The organism is Pantoea sp. Cr_R13, from assembly GCF_029222565.1.
In the GTDB taxonomy this organism is placed as follows: domain Bacteria; phylum Pseudomonadota; class Gammaproteobacteria; order Enterobacterales; family Enterobacteriaceae; genus Pantoea; species Pantoea eucalypti.
In genome coordinates, this window is the sequence record NZ_JARHXL010000013.1 from 570,135 (window position 1) to 592,128 (window position 21,994).

At 54.7% G+C, this 21,994-nt stretch carries 17 protein-coding genes; 16 read left to right on the top strand and 1 reads right to left on the bottom strand.

What is annotated here, in order from left to right:
• Positions 1-70: 70 nt before the first annotated feature.
• From P2R09_RS10315 to P2R09_RS10350, 8 genes are all read left to right on the top strand, one after another.
• On the top strand, positions 71-793 hold the full coding sequence (locus tag P2R09_RS10315) for an RNA polymerase sigma factor FliA (protein WP_003854529.1): 723 nt from the start codon (positions 71-73) through the stop codon (positions 791-793).
• A 50-nt stretch (positions 794-843) separates the two neighbouring features.
• On the top strand, positions 844-1,347 hold the full coding sequence (fliZ, locus tag P2R09_RS10320; RefSeq protein ID WP_008926851.1) for a flagella biosynthesis regulatory protein FliZ: 504 nt from the start codon (positions 844-846) through the stop codon (positions 1,345-1,347).
• A 217-nt stretch (positions 1,348-1,564) separates the two neighbouring features.
• Positions 1,565-2,551, top strand: a complete 987-nt coding sequence (locus tag P2R09_RS10325) for a D-cysteine desulfhydrase (protein ID WP_275769363.1) — start codon at positions 1,565-1,567, stop codon at positions 2,549-2,551.
• A gap of 113 nt (positions 2,552-2,664) precedes the next feature.
• Positions 2,665-3,465 carry a cystine ABC transporter substrate-binding protein gene (gene tcyJ, locus P2R09_RS10330; RefSeq protein WP_275769366.1) on the top strand — a complete coding sequence of 267 codons (801 nt, stop codon included), beginning with the start codon at positions 2,665-2,667 and terminating at the stop codon, positions 3,463-3,465.
• Positions 3,465-4,133, top strand: a complete 669-nt coding sequence (tcyL, locus tag P2R09_RS10335) for a cystine ABC transporter permease (protein WP_003854540.1) — start codon at positions 3,465-3,467, stop codon at positions 4,131-4,133. The genes tcyJ and tcyL overlap by 1 nt, the downstream gene beginning before the upstream one ends.
• Positions 4,130-4,882: an L-cystine ABC transporter ATP-binding protein TcyN gene (gene tcyN, locus P2R09_RS10340; protein ID WP_275769370.1), complete on the top strand. Its 753-nt coding sequence runs from the start codon at positions 4,130-4,132 to the stop codon at positions 4,880-4,882. The genes tcyL and tcyN overlap by 4 nt, the downstream gene beginning before the upstream one ends.
• Before the next feature lie 462 nt (positions 4,883-5,344).
• Complete coding sequence (locus P2R09_RS10345; protein ID WP_275769372.1) at positions 5,345-6,421, top strand: acyltransferase family protein; 1,077 nt, start codon at positions 5,345-5,347, stop codon at positions 6,419-6,421.
• A gap of 234 nt (positions 6,422-6,655) precedes the next feature.
• Positions 6,656-7,000 (top strand): hypothetical protein, encoded by a 345-nt coding sequence (locus P2R09_RS10350; protein ID WP_275769375.1) that lies wholly within the window; start codon positions 6,656-6,658, stop codon positions 6,998-7,000.
• A gap of 966 nt (positions 7,001-7,966) precedes the next feature.
• On the opposite strand, the gene putA is transcribed toward P2R09_RS10350, so the two are convergent.
• On the bottom strand, positions 7,967-11,914 hold the full coding sequence (putA, locus tag P2R09_RS10355; protein ID WP_275769378.1) for a trifunctional transcriptional regulator/proline dehydrogenase/L-glutamate gamma-semialdehyde dehydrogenase: 3,948 nt from the start codon (positions 11,912-11,914) through the stop codon (positions 7,967-7,969).
• A gap of 116 nt (positions 11,915-12,030) precedes the next feature.
• On the opposite strand from putA, the gene P2R09_RS10360 reads away from it, so the two are divergent.
• From P2R09_RS10360 to P2R09_RS10395, 8 genes are all read left to right on the top strand, one after another.
• Positions 12,031-12,348, top strand: a complete 318-nt coding sequence (locus tag P2R09_RS10360; protein WP_275769381.1) for a hypothetical protein — start codon at positions 12,031-12,033, stop codon at positions 12,346-12,348.
• A gap of 15 nt (positions 12,349-12,363) precedes the next feature.
• Positions 12,364-13,848: a sodium/proline symporter PutP gene (gene putP, locus P2R09_RS10365; protein WP_275769384.1), complete on the top strand. Its 1,485-nt coding sequence runs from the start codon at positions 12,364-12,366 to the stop codon at positions 13,846-13,848.
• A gap of 190 nt (positions 13,849-14,038) precedes the next feature.
• Positions 14,039-14,863: an iron uptake transporter permease EfeU gene (gene efeU / locus P2R09_RS10370; protein WP_275769387.1), complete on the top strand. Its 825-nt coding sequence runs from the start codon at positions 14,039-14,041 to the stop codon at positions 14,861-14,863.
• Between the two features lie 55 nt (positions 14,864-14,918).
• Positions 14,919-16,034, top strand: a complete 1,116-nt coding sequence (efeO, locus tag P2R09_RS10375; RefSeq protein WP_275769389.1) for an iron uptake system protein EfeO — start codon at positions 14,919-14,921, stop codon at positions 16,032-16,034.
• Between the two features lie 2 nt (positions 16,035-16,036).
• Complete coding sequence (gene efeB, locus P2R09_RS10380) at positions 16,037-17,314, top strand: iron uptake transporter deferrochelatase/peroxidase subunit (protein ID WP_275769391.1); 1,278 nt, start codon at positions 16,037-16,039, stop codon at positions 17,312-17,314.
• A 572-nt stretch (positions 17,315-17,886) separates the two neighbouring features.
• Positions 17,887-18,675 carry a phosphate starvation-inducible protein PhoH gene (gene phoH, locus P2R09_RS10385; RefSeq protein ID WP_003852284.1) on the top strand — a complete coding sequence of 263 codons (789 nt, stop codon included), beginning with the start codon at positions 17,887-17,889 and terminating at the stop codon, positions 18,673-18,675.
• 245 nt (positions 18,676-18,920) lie between these two features.
• Positions 18,921-20,834, top strand: a complete 1,914-nt coding sequence (locus tag P2R09_RS10390; RefSeq protein ID WP_275769396.1) for a beta-glucoside-specific PTS transporter subunit IIABC — start codon at positions 18,921-18,923, stop codon at positions 20,832-20,834.
• A 93-nt stretch (positions 20,835-20,927) separates the two neighbouring features.
• Positions 20,928-21,932 (top strand): LacI family DNA-binding transcriptional regulator, encoded by a 1,005-nt coding sequence (locus tag P2R09_RS10395; protein ID WP_275769399.1) that lies wholly within the window; start codon positions 20,928-20,930, stop codon positions 21,930-21,932.
• The last annotated feature ends 62 nt before the right edge of the window (positions 21,933-21,994 follow it).

A 21,994-nucleotide genomic window follows, 5' to 3' on the forward strand; every position in this document is an offset into this window, starting at 1 on the left:
TTCAGTCAATCGAAAACGCTACAGAATTGCATAATCATGCCGATAACTTCATTAACGCAGGGTAGTCAACGTGAACGATTTCTATACCGCCGAAGGCGTGATGGACAAGCATTCGCTCTGGCAGCGCTACGTGCCGCTGGTGCGTCATGAAGCGTTGCGTCTGCAGGTTCGCCTGCCGGCAAGTGTTGAGCTTGACGACTTGCTGCAGGCAGGTGGGATAGGGCTGTTAAATGCCGTAGAGCGCTACGACGCGCTTCAGGGTACAGCCTTTACCACCTACGCCGTGCAGCGTATTCGTGGCGCAATGCTCGATGAGCTTCGCAGTCGGGACTGGGCACCACGCAGCGTGCGTCGTAACGCACGTGAGGTGGCTGGCGCAATGCACAGAGTTGAACAGTCGCTGGGGCGTTCTGCTTCCGAGCAGGAAGTCGCGCAGCAGCTGAACGTTTCAATGGAGGAGTACCGGCAGATCCTGCTGGACACCAACAACAGTCAACTTTTCTCCTACGACGAGTATCGGGAAGAGCACGGCGACAGCGCGGAGCTGGTGACGGAAGGCCATGAAGAAGCCAATCCACTTCACCAGTTGCTTGAAGGGAGTCTGCGTGAGCGCGTCATTGAAGCGATCGAAGCGTTACCCGATCGTGAAAAGATGGTGCTGACACTGTACTACCAGGAAGAACTGAACCTGAAAGAGATTGGTGCGGTGCTTGATGTGGGTGAATCCCGTGTCAGCCAGCTGCACAGTCAGGCGATTAAACGCCTGCGGGCCCGACTTGCGGGAGCGCGCTAGCAGTATCAGTTCCTGGCGATTCAAAATTATAAGAAACCGGGGACTCAGTAATGGGAGCCAAGACCAAGGCCAGACCGTTAAGTCGTTATCTTAAAGACTATAAACACAGCCAGAGCAATTGTTCACACTGTGGCAAGGTATTAGATCGAATGGCGCTCGTTTTTCGTGGCCAGATCATCAATAAAGAGGCCATCGCTCGGATGGACCAGATGATTGATGAACAGCTGTGGCTGAAGCTTCAGCCCGAGCTGACCGCGCTTTGTCGTTTTTGTAGTGATATTTTTTGCAATACCCATCCTAATTACTTCGACATTATGGCGTTTAAACAGTACCTGTTTGAACAGACAGAGATGAGCCCGAGCACGATTCGTGAGTATGTGGTGCGTCTCCGTCGACTGGATGAGATGCTGAAAGCCAAAAATTTCCCGGCCGAAAAGCTTAAAGGAAATAGCTGGCATCAGTGTCTGGAAAGCGATCTGCCCGATGCCGGTAATAACAATTACCGCATTGCGCTGCGCAAGTACGATCAGTTCTTAGGCTGGCAGCAGGCGTAAGCCTGATCTGCACCGATTGTTCCCCCGCGTGCCTGTGGCACAATCCTCTTTTCCCGCCAGCCGGGAAAAAGGGGCGGGGGAGCACGGCGCTTCTTCCTCCTGGTTTTTTCCCTGCACTTCCGTCTCACCGCATCTGCTGACACCTGAATCAGGGTGATCCTTTTCGCATCTTCTGCAACACTGTAAGGATAATTCCCGTGCCCAAACGGAGGCCGCATTGTCTTTACATTTGTTACACCAATTCCCACGTCTTGAACTGCTGGGCGCACCGACGCCGTTAGAACATCTGCCACGGCTTTCTGATTATCTGGGGCGCGATATTTTCATCAAACGCGATGACTTCACGCCTGTCGCGATGGGTGGCAACAAGCTGCGCAAGCTGGAATTTCTGGCGGCCGATGCCCTGCGTGAAGGTGCCGATGTGTTACTGACTGCGGGGGCTATTCAGTCCAACCATGTGCGTCAGACGGCGGCAGTTGCTGCCCGGCTTGGCCTGAAGTGCGTAGCGCTGCTGGAAAACCCGATCGGTACACACGCTGAAAACTACCTGAGCAACGGCAACCGTATGTTACTGGATCTGATGGATGCTGAAGTGATCATGGTGGATACGCTGCACAATCCCACTGAACAGCTGGTTGAAGAGGCAACCCGGCTGGAAGCTCAGGGTTTCCGGCCTTACATAGTGCCGGTCGGCGGCTCAAATGCGCTGGGTGCACTAGGCTATGTGGAGTGCGCACAGGAGATCGCGCATCAGAGCGAAGGCGTGGTTGATTTTGCCGCGGTGATCGTTGCTTCCGGCAGTGCTGGCACCCATGCCGGACTGGCGGTAGGACTGGAGCATCTGCTGCCGGAAACCGAGCTGGTGGGCGTCACCGTTTCACGTCAGGTTGACGCGCAGCTGCCGCTGGTTGAGCGGCTGCGTCAGTCGCTGGCAGAGACGCTGGAAGTACAGGTTAAGGCACCGATCACCCTGTGGGATGACTATTTTGCGCCACGCTACGGCGAGCCGAATGATGAAGGCATGGCGGCGGTAAAACTGCTGGCGCAGCTGGAAGGGATCCTGCTGGATCCGGTTTACACCGGCAAGGCGATGGCCGGACTGCTGGATGGCATCAGCCAGAATCGTTTCCGCCGTGAAGGTCCGTTGCTGTTTATTCATACGGGCGGGGCACCGGCGTTATTTGCTTATCATCCTTCAGTCTGAGACAAGCGAATAAAACAGTTTATACTCCGTGCGTTATCATTTTGAACAGGCAGCGATACGCGGTGCTGCCCTTATAAGAACACACACACAATACTGTCAATAATGGGGTGAATATGTCCTTTTCTCGTGCAGGTCGTCAGATGGTGATGGGCGTTATGGCTGTGGCGCTGATTGCAGGCGTCAACGTTAAAACCTTTGCAGCGGAAAACCTGCTGAACAAAATTAAAGAGCGCGGCACGCTGCTGGTGGGGCTGGAAGGCACTTATCCGCCATTCAGCTTTCAGGATGAAAAGGGCAAGCTGACCGGCTTTGAAGTGGAATTTGCGGAACAGCTGGCGCAGCACATGGGCGTCAAAGCGAGCCTTAAACCTACCAAGTGGGATGGCATGCTGGCTTCACTCGACGCGAAGCGCATCGATGTGGTGATCAACCAGGTCACTATCTCTGATGAGCGCAAGAAGAAGTATGACTTCTCTACGCCATACACGGTCTCCGGTATTCAGGCACTGACCATGAAAGCCAACGCCAGCACCATCACCAAACCGACTGATCTGGCCGGTAAGAAAGTGGGCGTGGGTCTGGGCACCAACTACGAGCAGTGGCTGCGCGAGAATGTGAAGGGCGTGGACATCCGTACCTATGATGATGACCCGACCAAATATCAGGATCTGCGTTCTGGCCGTCTGAATGCGATTCTGGTTGACCGTCTGGCCGCGCTGGATCTGGTGAAGAAAACCGGTGACACCATGGCCGTCGCGGGCGATGCGTTCTCCCGTCAGGAATCGGGCGTGGCGATGCGTAAAGGTAACGACGATCTGCTGAAAGCGGTCAACCAGGCCATTGCTGACATGCAGAAAGATGGCTCGCTGAGCAAGCTGTCTCAGAAATGGTTTGGCGCGGATGTGACGAAATAATGCAGGAAAGTCTTCAACTGGTGCTGGATTCAGCACCTTTTTTATTAAAAGGCGCGCTGTTTACGCTGCAGCTCAGCATCGGCGGGATGTTCTTTGGTCTGCTGCTGGGCTTTATTCTGGCGCTGATGCGTCTGTCACGCTTCTGGCCGGTTCGCTGGCTGGCGCGGATCTATGTCTCGATTTTCCGTGGCACGCCGTTGATCGCCCAGCTTTTTATGATCTATTACGGCCTGCCGCAGTTTGGCATTGAACTGGATCCGATCCCCTCTGCAATGATTGGTCTTTCCCTGAATACCGCCGCTTACGCCTCAGAGTCACTGCGCGGCGCGATTTCATCAATTGAACGCGGTCAGTGGGAAGCGGCTGCCAGTATCGGCATGACGCGCTGGCAAACGCTGCGCCGGGTCATTCTGCCGCAGGCCGCGCGCACCGCGTTGCCACCGCTGGGCAACAGCTTTATCAGTCTGGTGAAAGATACCTCGCTGGCAGCGACCATTCAGGTGCCGGAACTGTTCCGTCAGGCGCAGTTGATCACCTCACGCACGCTGGAAGTCTTCACCATGTATCTGGCGGCCTCGCTAATATACTGGGTGATGGCAACGGTGTTGTCTGCGTTGCAGAACCGGCTGGAACAGCATGTTAATCGTCAGGATTCGGAGTCGAAATGAGCGCCATTGAAGTCAGAAAGCTGGTGAAATCGTTTAACGGCCAGACGGTGCTCCACGACATCGACCTTGATGTTGCCGCTGGTGAAGTGGTGGCGATTATCGGCCCCAGCGGCTCAGGTAAAACCACGCTGCTGCGCAGTATTAATTTGCTGGAAGTGCCGGATAGCGGCACCATCCGCGTCGGGGAGATTACTGTCGATGCCGCGCTGGCGCAGAGCAAGCAGAAAGAGCAGGTGCGTCGTTTGCGTCAGCAGGTCGGCTTTGTCTTCCAGAACTTCAATCTGTTTCCGCACCGTTCGGTGATGGAGAACATTATTGAAGGGCCGGTCATCGTTAAAGGCGAGGCGAAAGCGGATGCAATAGCCCGTGCCCGCACTCTGCTGGAAAAGGTCGGGCTGAACGGTAAGGAGGAAAGCTATCCGCGCCGTCTGTCAGGAGGACAGCAGCAGCGCGTGGCAATTGCACGTGCACTGGCGATGCGGCCGGAAGTCATTCTGTTCGACGAGCCGACCTCCGCGCTGGACCCGGAACTGGTAGGCGAAGTGCTCAGCACCATTCGTGCCCTGGCCGAGGAGAAACGAACCATGGTCATCGTCACGCATGAGATGAGCTTTGCCCGCGACGTTGCTGACCGCGCCATTTTTATGGACCAGGGACGTATTGTCGAGCAGGGCGATGCGAAAACGTTGTTCAGTAACCCTCAGCAGCCGCGAACCCGTCAGTTCCTCGATAAATTCCTTAATCAGTAATTCCACTGCCTTCTCCGGAAGGCAGTTTTATTCCTCCCGTACGCCTGTTTTAACGCAGCAATGGACTGCTTTTTCCTGAGTGTGCGGCGCAGTATCATAACTATTTATTTAGCCGTTAAACCTTTTGGCACATCTGACAAATCTTTTCTTTTCATCGGATATTAAATGGCTTTTACTGATGCCACTTTCTCTTATTTATATTTTAGCGATCATCAGGGAATATTATCGTTTTTCCTGAGTGAAGTGGCGGTAATAAGCGTATCGTTTTGCCAATTAATAAGTGTAAGGAAACGTTCAGTCAGGTAAATAACTGTAGCAGCAGGGCCACTCCACGGCTTTTAAGAGTTTCGCTACATTCAACTTCGGCTCAATGGCGAATAATCGCTGGATAACCATAAAAGCAAAACTGTTTTCCTCGCTTTTACATTCCAGCATTCTGACCTACACAGCAGGAGTCATTGAATGAGCCAGACGAAGTCAGACCAGATATTATGGGTGGATACCCTTAAGGGCGCCTGCATATTGCTGGTGGTCCTGTACCACACGGTTTTACCCGGCTTTGAAGGAACCATGAAATATCTCACTGCCGGTTGGATTCCTGCCGAAATATGGATACAGTTTAATACGGTATTGTCGCCGCTGCGTATGCCCGCCTTTTTCTTTGTTTCAGGATTGCTGGCGACGAATGGCATTATTAACCGGCCCTGGAAACAGGTGTTTACCAGTCGTATCACCAACCTCTTTTATCTCTATATTCTGTGGGGCTTTATTCAGTGGTGGTCCATCATAGGCATCTCTACTGAAATTACCGGCCACCGTATTTCCCAGAATCTCAATGCTGCCTATGCCGGTTCGCTGCTGGAATTTCTTAAGCTGACTTTTATGGCCATGAGTACGTCATGGTATTTGTATGGGCTGGGGCTCTATTTCCTCTGTGCCAAAGTTTTTCGTCAATATAAGCTGGCCCTGGTGGTGGTGGCGATCCTGCTGAATTATCTGGCGGTGGAAAAAGTGATTCCGTTCTGGGGTCCCCAGAGTCTGGCCCAATATTTCCTGTTCTTCCTGTTAGGGGCATTCTGGAGTCAGACCATGCTGCGCCTTAGCGAGTGGCGGCGCGAGAACCTGATGCCCTGGGCGCTACTGGCGGCGGTTGCCGGGATTCATGTGATTTTCGGTCTGGATAAGAGTCTGTTCCTGTGCGTACTGGCTGTGTTGTTCAGTATTGCCGCGTGCCGCTGGCTGAATCAGCATTTCAGCATGCGCTATCTCAACTGGGTTGGCCGCAATACACTGCAGATTTACGTTATCCATCGTATCTTCATCGAGTTCTTTGGTATGTCTGCGATTCTGTTCGCGCAGCGTCATCATCTGTTTGAGCAGGCGTGGTTTTCGTTTCTCTGGGCTTGCTTCTATCCGGTGGCGATAGTCGGTCTGTGTTCGCTCTGCTCAGTGGCTATCTGGTCGCTGACCAATCGCGGCGTGGGGCAGTCGCTGTTTGTATTTCCGACACTGGTTAAGCGGGCGCATGGAAGGGGATAAGAGTCGGTTTGCAGCGAGGTGTGCGGTAGCTTCCACCCGGAAGCGGGCAGGGTAGGTTTTGCAGCGGGGTGATTATGGGCGGATATCGCTTTGCAGCGGTTTGGCACTGAGCAGGTTACGCCCGCCAGGCGGTGGGGAGTTTCAGTTTGCCTGTGCAGGCGGACGCGTTAAGGGGCGTACGCCCGCCCCTTAACAATCCCGGCGTCCGGCAGCCTGCGTGCCCCGCTGTGCGGGGTGCCTTCGTCACGCCCTGCGGACTGCGGACCGTCCGGACGCGCCATCCGTGGCGCGTTCCGTCCTTTCGCCGACGTACTGTCGGCTCATCCTGGCCTCCGGTTGTTCCTCAGCACTTCGGATGCCTCTGGTAAACCCCTGCCGGTGGGTTTCCTGCCCGGTGGGGGATTCAGGCCGCTGAAAGCGGGGGAGGGCCTGGTGGGTTTCGCTTTGCAGCGGGCTGACATTGAGCGGGTTACGTTGCGCGGTGCCTGCCCATTGAGCGGGTTACGCCCGCCAGGCGGTGGGGAGTTTCAGGTTGTCCGTGCAGGCGGACGCGTTAAGGGGCGTACGCCCGCCCCTTAACAATCCCGGCGTCCGGCAGCCTGCGCGCCCCGCGTTGCGGGGTGCCTTCGTCACGCCCTGCGGCCCGCGGACCGTCCGGACGCGCCATCCCTGGCGCGTTCCGTCATTTCGCCGACGTCCTGTCGGCTCATCCTTGCCTCCGGTTGTTCCTCAGCGCTTCGGATGCCTCTGGTAAACCCCCCGCCTTTAATATCCTGGTATTATCGGACACAGCGTTGTCTGGTGGTTTGAAAACCAAAACTAATTTTGAAAACTATCAGCTGCAATGCACCAGCATTCAAAAGAAGAGACAACAGAGCATGGTGTGAAAGGCCATTTCTCCTGCCAGGCAGAGAGGCACAGATAATCCTTCAGACACATACTCAACACAAAAAGAAGAGATAAAACTAGATAGGGTAGAAGGCCATTCTTCCTGCCAGGCAGAGAGCCACAAATAATCCTTCAGACTTACAGCGATGAAGTACCCAATACAGACAGAAGAGATAAAAGCGGGGAGGGAGGCCGTCAGAACCGCTGAGTGGATGAGGGATTTCAGGACGAGCGGCAGGGATGCCGCGAAGAGGCGGGCTCGCGCCAGGGAGGGCGCGTCCCGCCGGTCCGTAAGAAATCCGGAAGAAGCGAAGGGACCGCGAAGCGGCGGTGAAGCAGGCCGGAGCCCGGGGTCAAGGGGGCGCGGCGACTGGCGCCCCCTTGTTGGTCGCCTGCAGAGGCGTGACTGAAACTGCCCAACCCGCCAGGCGAACGAAACCTTCTCATAGCCCGTTCGCGCAGCGAACACCAGGGAGATGACAACCCACCAGGCGAACGAAACCTTCTCATAGCCCGTTCGCGCAGCGAACACCAGGGAGATGACAACCCACCAGGCGAACGAAACCTTCTCTTAGCCCCGTTCGCGCAGCGAACACCTCAGGCACCTGCGTGCACCTCAGCCCCTTCGCGCAGCGAACCCCCCCTTAAGCTTCAGCGCTACCCAATCGTCATCAGACTCGCATTACCCCCCGCTGCCGCAGTATTCACACTCAGCGAACGCTCAATCAGCAGACGTTCCAGCAGCAGGTTGGTCTCGCCGCGGGCAAAGCCCTGCACCGACACAATCGCGCCGTCACGCGCCGCAATCTGTTCGCACAGGGTGCGCAGCTGATCGGCATCGCCGTGATAGATCACCGCATCAAACTCCGACGCTAATGGGTCACGCGCCAGCGTGATGCGTGCCTTCACGGCGTCAGGCAGTGCCGCTCGCAGGGTGCGATGCAGCTCATCATCCGGCCACAGCGCTTTACTGCCCACGCTGGTGACCGCAGCCAGCTGGACTAATGCATCCTGCTCGTTGTCAGCCAGACAGAGCACCTGGTCACGCGGCAACAGCGAGAAGGTGTTACGTTCGCCGGTCGGGCCAGGCAGCAGGCGGACCACGCCCGCCTGGGCCAGCTCGCCATAGTGCTGGCAGAGTTCAGCCAGCTCGGACTTATCTTTAGCCCAGTTGCTGAGTGCCTGATGCGGTGCCAGCAAAGAGTGACGGAGCGTGCTGTCGGCCGGGCGCTCGGCATCCTGACGATCAAAGGTCAGACGCAGTGCGCTATCCGGGCGATGGGCCAGCAAGCGATAAAGATAGAGTGGGCCACCCGCTTTCGGACCGGTCCCTGATAAGCCTTCACCACCAAACGGCTGAACGCCGACCACGGCGCCGACCATGTTGCGGTTAACGTAGAGGTTGCCAACCCGGGCGTTCGCCGTCACCTGCGCGATAGTTTCGTCGATGCGCGTATGCACGCCCAGCGTCAGGCCATAGCCGGAGGCGTTGATCTGATCAACCAGCTGTGGCAGGTTGTTGCGGGTGAAGCGCACGACGTGCAGCACCGGCCCAAAAATCTCTTTATCCAGATCGCTGACCTGATTCAGCTCAATCAGCGTCGGTTTCACAAAGGTGCCGCTATTCCACTCTTTGCTGTCCTGCGGGTTATCCTGCACCGCCTGATACACCGTGAAGCCCTTGTTACGCATCGCCTGAATATGACGGTCGATATTGGCTTTGGCTTCGGCATCAATCACCGGGCCGATATCGGTAGAGAAGCGTTCCGGATTGCCCATGCGGCACTCCGCCATCGCGCCACGCAGCATCTTCAGCGTATGGTCGGCGACATCTTCCTGAATACAGAGCAGACGCAGGGCAGAGCAGCGCTGTCCGGCACTGTCGAAGGCCGAGGCGACGATATCGATCACCACCTGCTCAGTCAGCGCGGAAGAGTCGACGATCATCGCGTTCATCCCGCCGGTTTCCGCAATCAGCGGCACCGGACGACCATGTTGATCAAGGCGACCGGCAAGATTGCGCTGCAGCAGGGTTGCCACGGCAGTCGAGCCGGTAAACATCACGCCGCGAATCCGATCGTCTCCGGTCAGCTGTGCACCGACCGTTTCGCCCTGGCCTGGCAGCAGTTGCAGCACGCCTGGCGGCACACCCGCATCCAACAGGATCTGAACCGCCTGCGCGGCAATCAGTGGGGTTTGCTCAGCCGGTTTTGCCAGCACGCTATTGCCAGCTGCCAGTGCAGCCGCAACCTGACCCGTGAAAATCGCCAGCGGGAAGTTCCACGGACTGATACAGACGACCGGGCCAAGTGGACGGTGCGTTTCGTTGTCAAAATCGTCCCGCACCATACCGGCGTAGTAATAGAGGAAATCAACGGCTTCACGGACTTCCGCGATAGCGTTGTTATAAGTCTTGCCCGCTTCACGCACCAGGATACCAATCAGCTGTTGCATCTGGCCTTCCATCTGCTGTGCAGCGCGTTCCAGAATCGCAGCACGCTCCTGCGGCGGCGTGGCAAACCAGATCGGTCCGCTGTTCACGGCGGCATCCAGTGCCACAGAGACCTCCTGCTCAGTAGCTTCACGAACCTGACCAACACGGTCACCCGGTGCGGCCGGGTTGAGGATATCGCGCAATTCGCCTGCACCCGCTTCACCCTCAATAATGGGCTCGGCCAGACAGGGCTGTGCGGCGCTGCTCAGCAGAGCGCTGGATAGTGAGGCAAGACGATGTTCGTTGGCCATATCCAGACCCGCAGAGTTAACGCGGTTATCGCCATACAGTTCGCGTGGCAGAGGGATCTTCGGATGCGGCAGGCCAATGGCGCCTTCGCTGGCACCCAGTTTCTCGACGGCAGTCACCGGATCGGCTACCAGCTCATCGATCGGCAGCGAGGTATCAGCAATACGGTTAACAAAGGAGGTGTTGGCCCCGTTTTCTAACAGGCGACGAACCAGATAGGCCAGCAGGGTTTCATGGGTGCCCACTGGCGCATAGATACGGCAGGGACGATTAAGCTTGCCGTCCGCCACTTTGCCGACCACCTGCTCATACAGGGGTTCGCCCATGCCGTGCAGGCACTGGAACTCATACTGGCCCGGATAGTAGTTATTGCCCGCCAGTTGATAGATTGCCGCCAGAGTGTGTGCGTTGTGCGTCGCGAACTGCGGATAGATCAGGCTTGGCACAGCCAGCAGTTTGCGGGCACAAGCCAGGTAAGAGATATCGGTGTAAACCTTGCGGGTATAAACCGGGTAGCCCTCCAGGCCTTCCATCTGGGCGCGCTTGATTTCGCTGTCCCAGTACGCGCCTTTCACCAGACGGATCATCAGGCGACGGCGGCTGCGCTGTGCCAGATCAATCAGCTCATCAATGACAAACGGACAGCGTTTCATGTAGGCCTGAATCACAAACCCGATGCCGTTCCAGCCTTCCAGCTCTGGCTCGAAACAGAGTTTTTCCAGCATATCGAGTGACAGTTCCAGCCGATCGGCTTCTTCTGCGTCGATATTGATGCCGATGTCATAAGAGCGGGCCAGCAGCGTCAGTGATTTCAGAATAGGGTAGAGCTCGTCCATCACCCGCTCATACTGCGCGCGGCTGTAGCGGGGATGCAGTGCGGAGAGCTTGATAGAGATGCCAGGTCCTTCATAAATGCCACGTCCATTCGACGCTTTACCAATGGCATGGATCGCCTGCTGATAAGAGAGCAGATAGGCTTTGGCATCGCCTGCAGTGAGTGCCGCTTCGCCCAGCATATCGTAAGAGTAGCGGAAACCTTTCTCTTCCAGCTTGCGGGCGTTAGCCAGCGCTTCGGCAATGGTTTCACCGGTAACGAACTGCTCACCCATCAGACGCATCGCCATATCCACGCCTTTGCGGATCAGTGGCTCGCCACCCTTACCAATAATGCGGTTAAGCGAGCTGGAGAGGTTTGACTCATTGTGGGTCGAAACCAGGCGGCCGGTAAACAGCAGGCCCCAGGTCGCTGCATTGACAAACATTGATGAGCTGCGTCCCAGATGTGACTGCCAGTTGCCATTGCTGATTTTGTCGCGAATCAGCGCATCGCGCGTGGGCTTGTCAGGGATACGCAGCAGCGCTTCAGCCAGGCACATCAGCGCTACGCCTTCATGTGAGGAAAGAGAGAACTCCTGCAGCAGGCTTTGCACCATGCCAGCGCGTCCTGTTGCCCCTTTCTGGTGCCGCAGTTTGTCGGCGAGCTGATAAGCCAGCTGATGGGTTTTCTCTGCCAGCGCTGCCGGCAAGCGTGCCTGCTCCAGCATCATTGGTACTGCATCAGTCTCCGGACGACGCCAGGCGGCGGTCACCGCTGAACGGGTCACTGACTGAGGTAAAATCTGCTCTGCGAAGTCAAGGAACGGCTGGTGAGACTCCTCTGGCTGGGTGTCATCGGACTCCGCGACCGCCAGGGCAGAAAGCGGAATTTCCGGCACGGCGTCGCCGCTTTCAAGCTGGCCCAGGTAGTTAAAGATCGCCTGTTTAATCAGCCAGTGTGGCGTGCGATCAATCCGCTGTGCAGCCAGTTTGATGCGCTCACGTGTTGCGTCATCCAGTTTTACACCCATGGTGGTTGTAGCCATGACTCCAGAGCTCCTTGTAGTGGTTCGGTACGGCGTTGGCTGCACTATCACTTAAGTTGCAACTTTGTGCAACCGTGTTAAATGTGAGCCAGTTAACACCCTTTAAATGAGGCCGATTGTTAAATTTCTCAAAGCGGTATGGGTATTGCTGCAAGATCCTCGCCAGGTTGGCAAGCCTGATAGAAAGCGGTTTTCTGGCGGGTAATCGGGTGGTGCAACCGGATAACTGTGAGCGAGTGCAACCTATCAGCACGTTTTCACAAACGGTTAGTGAAATCACTGTAACGCCTGTGTTAAATCCATTGTGCGCGCCACGCCTTTCCGGCAGGATACCGCGCCGCTGGGAAATGACTGACGCCCTGACGAAAAAATCGACCCGCTTTGCCCCGTTCCGGCTGGCGGGTAGCTGGCGATTTCTCTGGGATATCAAATAATAAGTGGAGAGACAGATGAGTGTAAGTACACCAATGCTGGTGACCTTTGTGGTTTATATTCTTGGGATGGTATTAATCGGTTTTGCGGCTTATCGCTCAACCAAAAACTTCGATGATTACATCATCGGTGGCCGCAGTCTGGGCAGCGTGGTCACGGCACTCTCTGCCGGTGCATCCGATATGAGTGGCTGGCTGCTAATGGGATTACCGGGTGCCATTTTCATCTCCGGTATCTCTGAAAGCTGGATTGCAATTGGCCTGACCATCGGTGCCTGGCTGAACTGGAAAATCGTGGCGGGTCGCCTGCGGGTCCAGACCGAGCATCATGACAACGCGCTGACGTTGCCGGACTTCTTCTCCAGCCGCTTTGAAGACCACAGTAAAATCCTGCGTGTCATTTCTGCCCTTGTGATCCTGGTGTTCTTTACTATCTATTGCGCCTCGGGCGTGGTGGCCGGTGCGCGTCTGTTTGAAAGCACCTTTGGTATGAGCTATGAGACTGCCCTGTGGGCGGGTGCAGCGGCGACTATCCTCTATACGCTGGTGGGTGGGTTCCTGGCGGTAAGCTGGACCGATACTGTCCAGGCAAGCCTGATGATTTTTGCGCTTATCCTGACGCCGGTGTTTGTGATTATCGCGGTTGGCGGCTGGTCTGATTCGATGGCAGTGATTGAAGCGAAAAGCCTGGAAAACCTCGACATGCTGAAAGGGCTGAACTTCGTCGCGGTCATCTCGCTGCTTGGCTGGGGTCTGGGTTACTTCGGGCAGCCGCATATCCTGGCGCGCTTTATGGCGGCAGATTCACATCGCTCAATTCGTGCCGCACGTCGCATCGGTATGACGTGGATGGTGCTTTGTCTGGCGGGCGCTGTGGCGGTGGGCTTCTTTGGTATCGCCTACTTCCAGAACAACCCGACGCTGGCAACGGGCGTTAATGATAATGCTGAGCGCGTCTTTATTGAGCTGGCGCGTATTCTGTTCAACCCATGGATTGCGGGGATTCTGCTGTCAGCGATTCTGGCAGCCGTGATGTCAACGCTGAGCTGTCAGCTGCTGGTCTGCTCCAGTGCCCTGACTGAAGATCTCTACAAAGGTTTTCTGCGTAAAAATGCCAGCCAGAAAGAGCTGGTGTGGGTAGGGCGTCTGATGGTGCTGCTGGTGGCACTGATTGCCATTGCACTGGCGTCTAATCCGGAAAACCGCGTGCTGGGCCTGGTGAGCTACGCCTGGGCGGGTTTCGGTGCTGCGTTTGGTCCGGTTGTGCTGTTTGGCGTCTGCTGGAAGCGCATGAACCGTAACGGTGCGCTGGCGGGTATGATTATCGGTGCGCTGACCGTGCTGGTGTGGAAACAGTATGGCTGGCTGGGACTGTATGAAATCATCCCTGGCTTCATCTTTGCCAGCATCGCGATCGTGGTCTTCAGCCTGATGGGACGTGAACCTTCAGCAGAAGCGCAACAGCGCTTTGTCGCCGCAGAGGCGGAGTTCCAGACCAAATAAGCGAAGCGTTGATCCTCAAGGCCCGTCCCGAAAGGGGCGGGCCTTTTTGTTACAAAGATAAATCACCTAAAGATGAAATTATCTCCGCCAGTAACTTGTTTTTTTCGCAGCGATAATGATAATCGGTATCGTTTACACTTTACCTGATTTTACTATTTATTGACGCTGCTTAACATTCAAGAGGTTGGCGATGTTTGTTCCTTTTCTCATCATGCTGCGTGAAGGGCTTGAAGCCGCGCTGATAGTCAGCCTGATAGCCAGCTATCTCAAACGCACCCAGCGCACCCAATGGTTTCCGGCGATGTGGGCGGGCGTGTTTATCGCCGCTGCACTCTGTCTGGGCCTGGGTCTGTTCATCAATGCCACCACCGGTGAATTCCCACAAAAAGAGCAGGAGCTGTTTGAAGGTATTGTGGCGCTGATTGCGGTCGTCATCCTCACCTCAATGGTGTTCTGGATGCGCAAAGTGGCACGCAATATCCGGGTCGAGCTTGAGCAGGCGGTCGATCAGGCGCTGCACCGCTCCGGTCGTGGCGGTCTGGCGCTGGTGCTGATGGTATTTCTGGCCGTGGCACGTGAAGGGCTGGAGTCTGTCTTCTTCCTGCTGGCGGCCTTTACTCAGGATGTTGGTTATGCGCCGCCGATTGGCGCGGTGCTGGGGCTGGCAACGGCGGTGGTGCTGGGCATGCTGCTCTACTGGGGCGGTATCCGCCTGAATATGGCGCACTTCTTCCGCTGGACCAGCGTATTCATTTTGTTTGTTGCGGCGGGCCTGGCGGCGGGCGCAATTCGTGCGTTCCACGAAGCGGGCCTCTGGAATCGCTTTCAGGATGTGGCGTTCGACCTCAGTAATACTTTATCGACCCATTCGCTGTTCGGCACTTTGCTGGAAGGGATTCTGGGATATCAGGAGGCCCCAAGCGTGAGTGAAGTGACCGTTTACTTCGTCTACCTGATCCCGGTGCTAATTTTGTTCTTTATGCCTGCGCGTCCTGCTGCGTCGGCCACGGTGTAATCAGACATTTAACAGGCGCGCCCGCCGCGCCGGCAACTTAACAGGGAATATCGAGATGACAATGCGTTTCCGCCGCAAGGCACTGCTGCTTCCTCTGCTGGCGATCTCCGCTTCGGCTGCGGCAGCGGTTCCTCAGGTCACCGTTAGTGTCAACGACAAGCAGTGTGAGCCGATGAGCTTAACGGTCAAGGCCGGCAAGACTCAGTTCCTGATCAAAAACAACAGCCAGAAAGCGCTGGAGTGGGAAATCCTCAAGGGCGTGCTGGTGGTTGAAGAGCGTGAGAACATCGCGCCAGGTTTCAGTCAGAAGCTGACCGCCAATCTGGAAGCAGGCGAATATGAGATGACCTGTGGTCTGCTGAGCAATCCTAAAGGCAAGCTGATTGTTGAGGCGGGCGAGGGCACGGCGAAAAGCACCACGTCCGCGCGTATGCAGTTAGAAGGCCCGATCACCGCCTATAAAGCGTATGTGACGGATCAGGTGAATCAGCTGGTCAGTAACACCCAGGCGTTTACTGACGCTGTTAAAGCGGGTGATGTGGAAAAAGCCAAAACGCTGTTTGCGCCGACCCGTCAGTATTATGAGCGCATTGAGCCGATTGCTGAGCTTTTCTCCGATCTCGACGGCAGCATTGATGCCCGTGAAGATGACTACGAGAAGAAGGCAGCCGATCCTAAGTTCACCGGTTTCCACCGTCTGGAAAAAGCACTGTTTGCAGATAACAGCACCAAAGGCATGTCGGACTACGCGGATAAGCTGAATAAAGATGTGAAAGATTTGCAGGTGCGCATCAGCGAACTGGCCTTCCCACCAGCTAAAGTGGTTGGCGGCGCGGCCGGTCTGATAGAAGAAGTGGCCTCCAGCAAAATCTCCGGTGAGGAAGATCGCTACAGTCGTACTGACCTGTGGGACTTCCAGGCCAACATTGATGGCGCGCAGAAAATTGTTGAGCTGCTGCGCCCGATGGTGAGCAAAGCGAACCCGCAGTTGCTGGCTAAGGTTGACGCTAACTTCAAAAAAGTCGATGCAATCCTGAGTAAGTACCGCACCAAAACCGGTTTCGAATCCTATGAGAAACTGACCAGCGCCGATCGTAATGCGCTGAAAGGACCGATCACCGCGCTGGCGGAAGATCTTTCGTTACTTCGTGGCACATTAGGTCTGGATTAATCATGAGTCGTAAGGAAGATGACGCGCAGCCTGCGCGTCGTCGTTTACTGAAAGGCCTGGGTCTGCTGGGCGGCGCGGCGGCAATCGGCGGCGGTTGTCCGTTCCATGCCGCTGCTGCGGACAGCTTTTCGCCCGGTACGGTCACGCCGCAGGCGCGACAGCAGACGCAGCCGTTTTACGGTCCACATCAGGCGGGCATCACAACGCCCCAGCAGGCATCAATGATGCTGGTGGCATTTGACCTGCTGAGTAGTGATAAAACGGAATTGAAGCGTCTGTTCCAGCTACTGACCCAGCGCATCGCCTTTCTCACCACGGGAGGGCCGGCACCTGCGGTGACTAATCCGCAACTGCCGCCAATGGATTCCGGCATTCTTGGGGCGACGATCGCGCCTGATAATCTGACGATTACCGTGTCGGTGGGCCATTCACTGTTTGATGATCGCTTCGGTTTAGCGCCTCACAAGCCGAAAAAATTGCAGCCGATGACGCGCTTCCCCAATGATTCGCTTGATGCCAGTCAGTGTCATGGCGATCTGCTGTTGCAGATTTGTGCTAACACGCAGGATACGGTGATTCATGCTCTGCGTGACATCATCAAGCATACGCCTGACCTGCTGGGTGTACGCTGGCGACGCGAAGGTTTTATCTCTGACCACGCGGCACGCAGTCAGGGGCAGGAGACGCCGATCAATCTGCTGGGTTTTAAAGATGGCACCGCCAACCCGGATACGCACAATCCTGCTCTTATGAACCAGTTGCTGTGGGTGACCGCCGATCAGGATGAGCCTGTCTGGGCGCGCAATGGTAGCTATCAGGCAGTACGACTCATCCGCTTTCACGTTGAAATGTGGGACCGCACCCCACTGGGTGAGCAGCAGACTATCTTTGGTCGCGAGAAGCTGAGCGGCGCGCCACTGGGCATGCAGCATGAACATGACGTGCCGGATTACGCGCGTGACCCGGATGGTGAGGTCATTGCACTGGATGCGCACATTCGTCTTGCGAACCCCCGCACGCCTGAGACCGCCAGTAGCCTGATGCTGCGACGTGGCTACAGCTACTCTGCGGGTATCTCTGCATCCGGGCAGCTGGAGATGGGATTATTGTTCGTCTGCTACCAGCACGATCTGGAGCGTGGTTTTCTCACGGTGCAGCAGCGTCTGAACGGTGAAGCGCTGGAAGAATATATCCGTCCTTTTGGCGGTGGTTACTTTTTCGCTTTACCCGGAGTTGCCGACGCCAGCCATTATTTAGGGCAGTCGCTACTGGAAGCTTGATTAATTTTTGAACAATGCGGGCGGGCCTGTCTCATGCCGCCCGCGGTTTACCATTTTTAGGTATTAATGGCTAAGTTTTAACTGAGATTTTCCGGGCGCCGGATTTATATAAAATATGGTAATTAACTGAAATATAAAGATTTTACATTTTGCCTTAAAAGAAATACTTACCCGCGATTAGCAATTCCTTTGCCAGCAGGTAAAATTACTGTTGCAAAGGCCCAACAAAATGGTGCAATTTATTAATCAGGCGTAATCGTATGTGTTGATGTATCACACTGGAGTTCGCGAATGGGTCGAGTCTTTAATGGAAAGTCACTGTCACTAAATAAATTGCGCCTGACCGCGAGGGCAATTCTGCCTCGTTATTTCTCCCTTCCTTCAACCATTTCTTTTGTCTTATCGCATCCTGTTTTATCCGGTGTTCAGCCACGTCATAGTGTTGCTGCATACCCATTATCCTGTCCTGTCATGGCTCTAAAGGAAGCCAACTGAAACCTCTAAAGCGTTCACGTAATCGCAACGGGTCAACGACCTCGCGCGGGAAATGAAACCAACTGAAAGGTGCCACTATGGGAAGACAGAAAGCAGTGATCAAAGCGCGTCGTGAAGCAAGAAGAGTGCTTCGCAGTGACTCTCGCAGTCATCGTCAGCGCGAAGAAGAGTCGGTCACTTCGCTGGTGCATATGAGTGGACTGGATGCAATTGGCATGGCGCGTGATACGCGTGACCGGCTACCAATTGAGGCCCGTAATGAAGCTCAGGCGCACTATCTTAATGCCATAGGAACGAAACAGCTGATCTTCGCAACCGGTGAAGCCGGATGCGGTAAAACCTGGATCAGTGCTGCGAAAGCAGCTGAGGCCCTGATTAATAAGGATATCGACAGGATTATCGTTACGCGCCCGGTACTACAGGCAGATGAGGATCTGGGTTTCCTGCCTGGTGATATTTCTGAGAAATTCGCCCCTTATTTCCGCCCGGTTTATGACATTCTGGTTAAACGTCTTGGCGCATCATTTATGCAATATTGTCTGCGTCCGGAAATTGCCAAAGTAGAGATTGCGCCTTTCGCCTACATGCGAGGCCGCACCTTTGAAAATGCTGTGGTGATTCTGGACGAGGCGCAGAACGTTACCGCCGCGCAGATGAAAATGTTCCTGACCCGACTGGGCGAAAACGTCACAGTCATTGTTAACGGCGATATTACCCAGTGCGACTTGCCCGCTGGGGTGCCTTCCGGTCTCGCGGACGCGCTGGCGCGTTTTGAAGAGGACGAGATGGTTGGCATTGTGCGCTTTGGCAAAGAGGATTGTGTGCGTTCTGCGCTGTGTCAGCGCACCCTGCACGCGTATAGCTAGCGTTTGATTGAGTAGAAGTGTAGCGCCCAAACCCGGCTTCGGCCGGGTTTTCTTTTCAGGCAATCCCTCAACAGAGTTCATTCTCATCTAATAAGTGATTTCACTCTCATTTTCCCATGAAACCGGTTGCATGAAATATCTCTCAGGATACCGTGAAACCGGTTGCATGGCCGGTTTCCAGACTGTTATGCAAATATTTTCACTTTTTCAGACGGTATAGTCAGTGACAATGAAAGGGAAAAAATATGACAGGCATCAGGGATTACAATAAGTTAGCAAGCGATATTCTTTATGAAGTTGGTGGGGAAGAGAATATCCAAAGTTTTACCCGCTGCGCCACGCGTTTAAGGCTGGTGCTTGTTAAAACGCCCGCTGAGGCGAAGCGTAACGTGCAACGTTTGTCAGGTGTCATTGCCGTAGTCGAGAGTGGCGGTCAGTTTCAGGTTGTGATCGGTACCCATGTCGCCGATGTGTTTAATGCAATGTGCGGCCTGGTAAAAGAGACAGGAACGCCGAAACAGCTGGGAAAAACACGCAAACTGGATGCGGTCATTGCCACGATGTCGGCGGTATTCGCGCCTATTGTTTATATTCTTGCAGCGGCAGGTATCCTTCAGGGACTGCTGATTGTTCTGGGTTTGATTGATGTTGATATTAAAACAACCGGTACATTTGCTGTACTCAACTTCATGTCCTGGACGCCGTTTGCTTTTTTGCCCGTATTTATCGCTATTACGGCCGCACGGCATTTTCAATGTAACCCGTTTATTGCTGTCCTGTGTTGTTGTGCGTTAATTAGTCCGGACTGGACTTCGCTGGCAGCGCGCATTGCCGGGGGAGAAAGCATCAATTTCCTTTTCTTCCCGCTTTCTGAAACAGTTTATACTTCTTCAGTTTTACCTCCCTTGTTTCTGGTTTGGGCACTCTCCTGGCTTGAACATCGTGTAGTCAGGTGGTTACCAGAGGTCATCAGTCCGCTTTTTACCCCATTAATCTGCTTTGTGGTGATTGTGCCGCTGACTCTGATCGTCATTGGTCCGATTACCACCTGGGCGGCTTTGGCGGTAGCAAATGGCTATAACGCATTGTTCCATGCTGCGCCCATGCTGGCCGCGGCGGTAATTGGAGGCATCTGGCAGATTATCGTTATTTTTGGCGTTCATTGGGGTATTACGCCCGTCATTATGGCGAACTTTGATACGCAGGGTCATGACTCCTTCCAGGCTTATCAGACTATCGCGGTTATCGGTCAGATGGCGGCAGTGTTAGGTGTCTTTCTGAAAACCCGCAACGCACGGTTAAAAGCAACTTCGCTCTCTGCCGGCGTCACCGCTATTTTTGGCATCACTGAACCGGCGATTTATGGCGTGACATTGCGCTTTAAAAAACCCTTTATCTGTGGCTGTATTGGTGGGGCAATTGGTGCCGTTGTTGCCAGCCTGTTCGGTAGCCTTTACTACGCGTATGCTGCACTGCCGGGTCTGTTTACGCTGGTTAATGCCATCAGCCCTGATGCGCCGATGTCGTTTATTGGTGAGCTTGCAGGTGCGGGTACGACAATAGTGCTGACTATTTTGATGGTGCAGTTTGTAGGCTTCGACGATCCCGTCGATGAAGAAGAGTCTGCGCCTCTGGCATCCACCCCGCAGGCAACATCCACAGCGGCGAGTGGTCAGGCGATTGATATTCTTAGCCCGTTAAAAGGAGAGGTCCTCGCGCTGGAAAGTGTTACTGATGAGGTCTTTGCCGGTAAGGTGATGGGTGACGGTATCGCCATTAAGCCGGCCGCGGGAAAAGTGGTGGCACCCTGTGATGCGAGGGTGGAATCCCTGATCGCTTCCCATCATGCCATCGGGTTATTGTGTGATAATGGCGCAGAGTTGCTGATCCATGTTGGATTAAATACGGTCGAGTTGCAGGGGCAATATTTCCGGCCGTTGGTAAAAGAGGGGGATGTGGTTAAAGCAGGTACACCACTTCTTGAATTCGACAAAGACTGCATTGAACGTGAAGGCTATGACCTGACAACACCCGTCCTGGTGGTGAACAGCGAAGACTTTATTTTAACAGAATATCAGTCTCAGGGTCCCATCGGGCCAGGGATGCCGCTGATGTCTATGACACAAAGAGAGGGGGCTGGGCGCGCACAGGTTAAATGATCCAGGTGTTAGTCGATACGATTTATGCGTATAACGCTTTACGGCCTGGTTCAGCCTGGGTGGTTTAAGCCATCCAATGATTGAGGTTCCTTAATGGTCACAATACAGGACATCGCCAGGGTGGCTGGTGTATCAAAAGCCACCGTATCGCGTGCGTTAAGTGGCAAGGTTTTTGTGCGGGAAGAGGTGAAAGCCAGAATTATGCAGGCTGTAGCTGATACGGGGTATCGACCCAATCTGCTGGCACGAAATCTTTCTACTAACAAAACGCATTCGATTGGGCTGGTTATCACTAACGGATTGTACAACGGGCCGTTCTTTTCAAGCCTGGTTTATCAGGCGGCAACGCTCAGCGAGAAACAAAACCGTCAGCTGGTGCTCGCGGACGGTAAACACAGTGCTCAGGACGAGCGCAATGCGATTGACTTGCTTATCGAGCTCCGTTGCGAAGCGATTATGCTCTACCCCAAGTATCTTTCAGTCAGTGAGCTGGATGATATTGTCGATAAAATTCAGACGCCGATAGTGGTCATTAATCGTGAACTCATCAGAAATCGACGCCGCTGTGTGTTCACCGACCATCAGCGCAGTAGTGAAGAGATGATGGCGCATCTGTTGGCGCACGGGCATACCCGGATCGCATTTATATCGGGATGCAATGATTCACCGACAGGTGAGCGTCGTTTACAGGGCTATCGTAATGCACTACTGAACGCGGGGATCGAGCCGGATCCGCAATTAGTGGTGCAGGGAAGCTGGAGCACGGAGAGTGGATACGACGCCGGACTCCAGCTATTAGCGCGCAATATTCCGTTCACCTGCGTGCTGGCGGCCAATGACGACATGGCCATTGGTGTGGCAAAAGCGCTTCAGGACGCGGGCAAAACTATACCTGGTGATATTTCACTTGCCGGGTTTGATGACTCAGTGATTGGAAAGTATTACACACCCTCTCTAACGACTGTTCGTGTGCCTATTGATGAAATGATACAGGATGCGATTAAGATTTTATTGCATCCCGATGAGAGCGTCCCGTCTTCTCATCAGGGAAAGCTGGTAAGCCGGGATTCAGTGACGCCACAGGCTGTGGCGGTGTGAGACTGGTGGCAGGCGCAAACACTAGTGTCTGCCCTGCGCAAATTTAAGGCTGTGACTTTGCA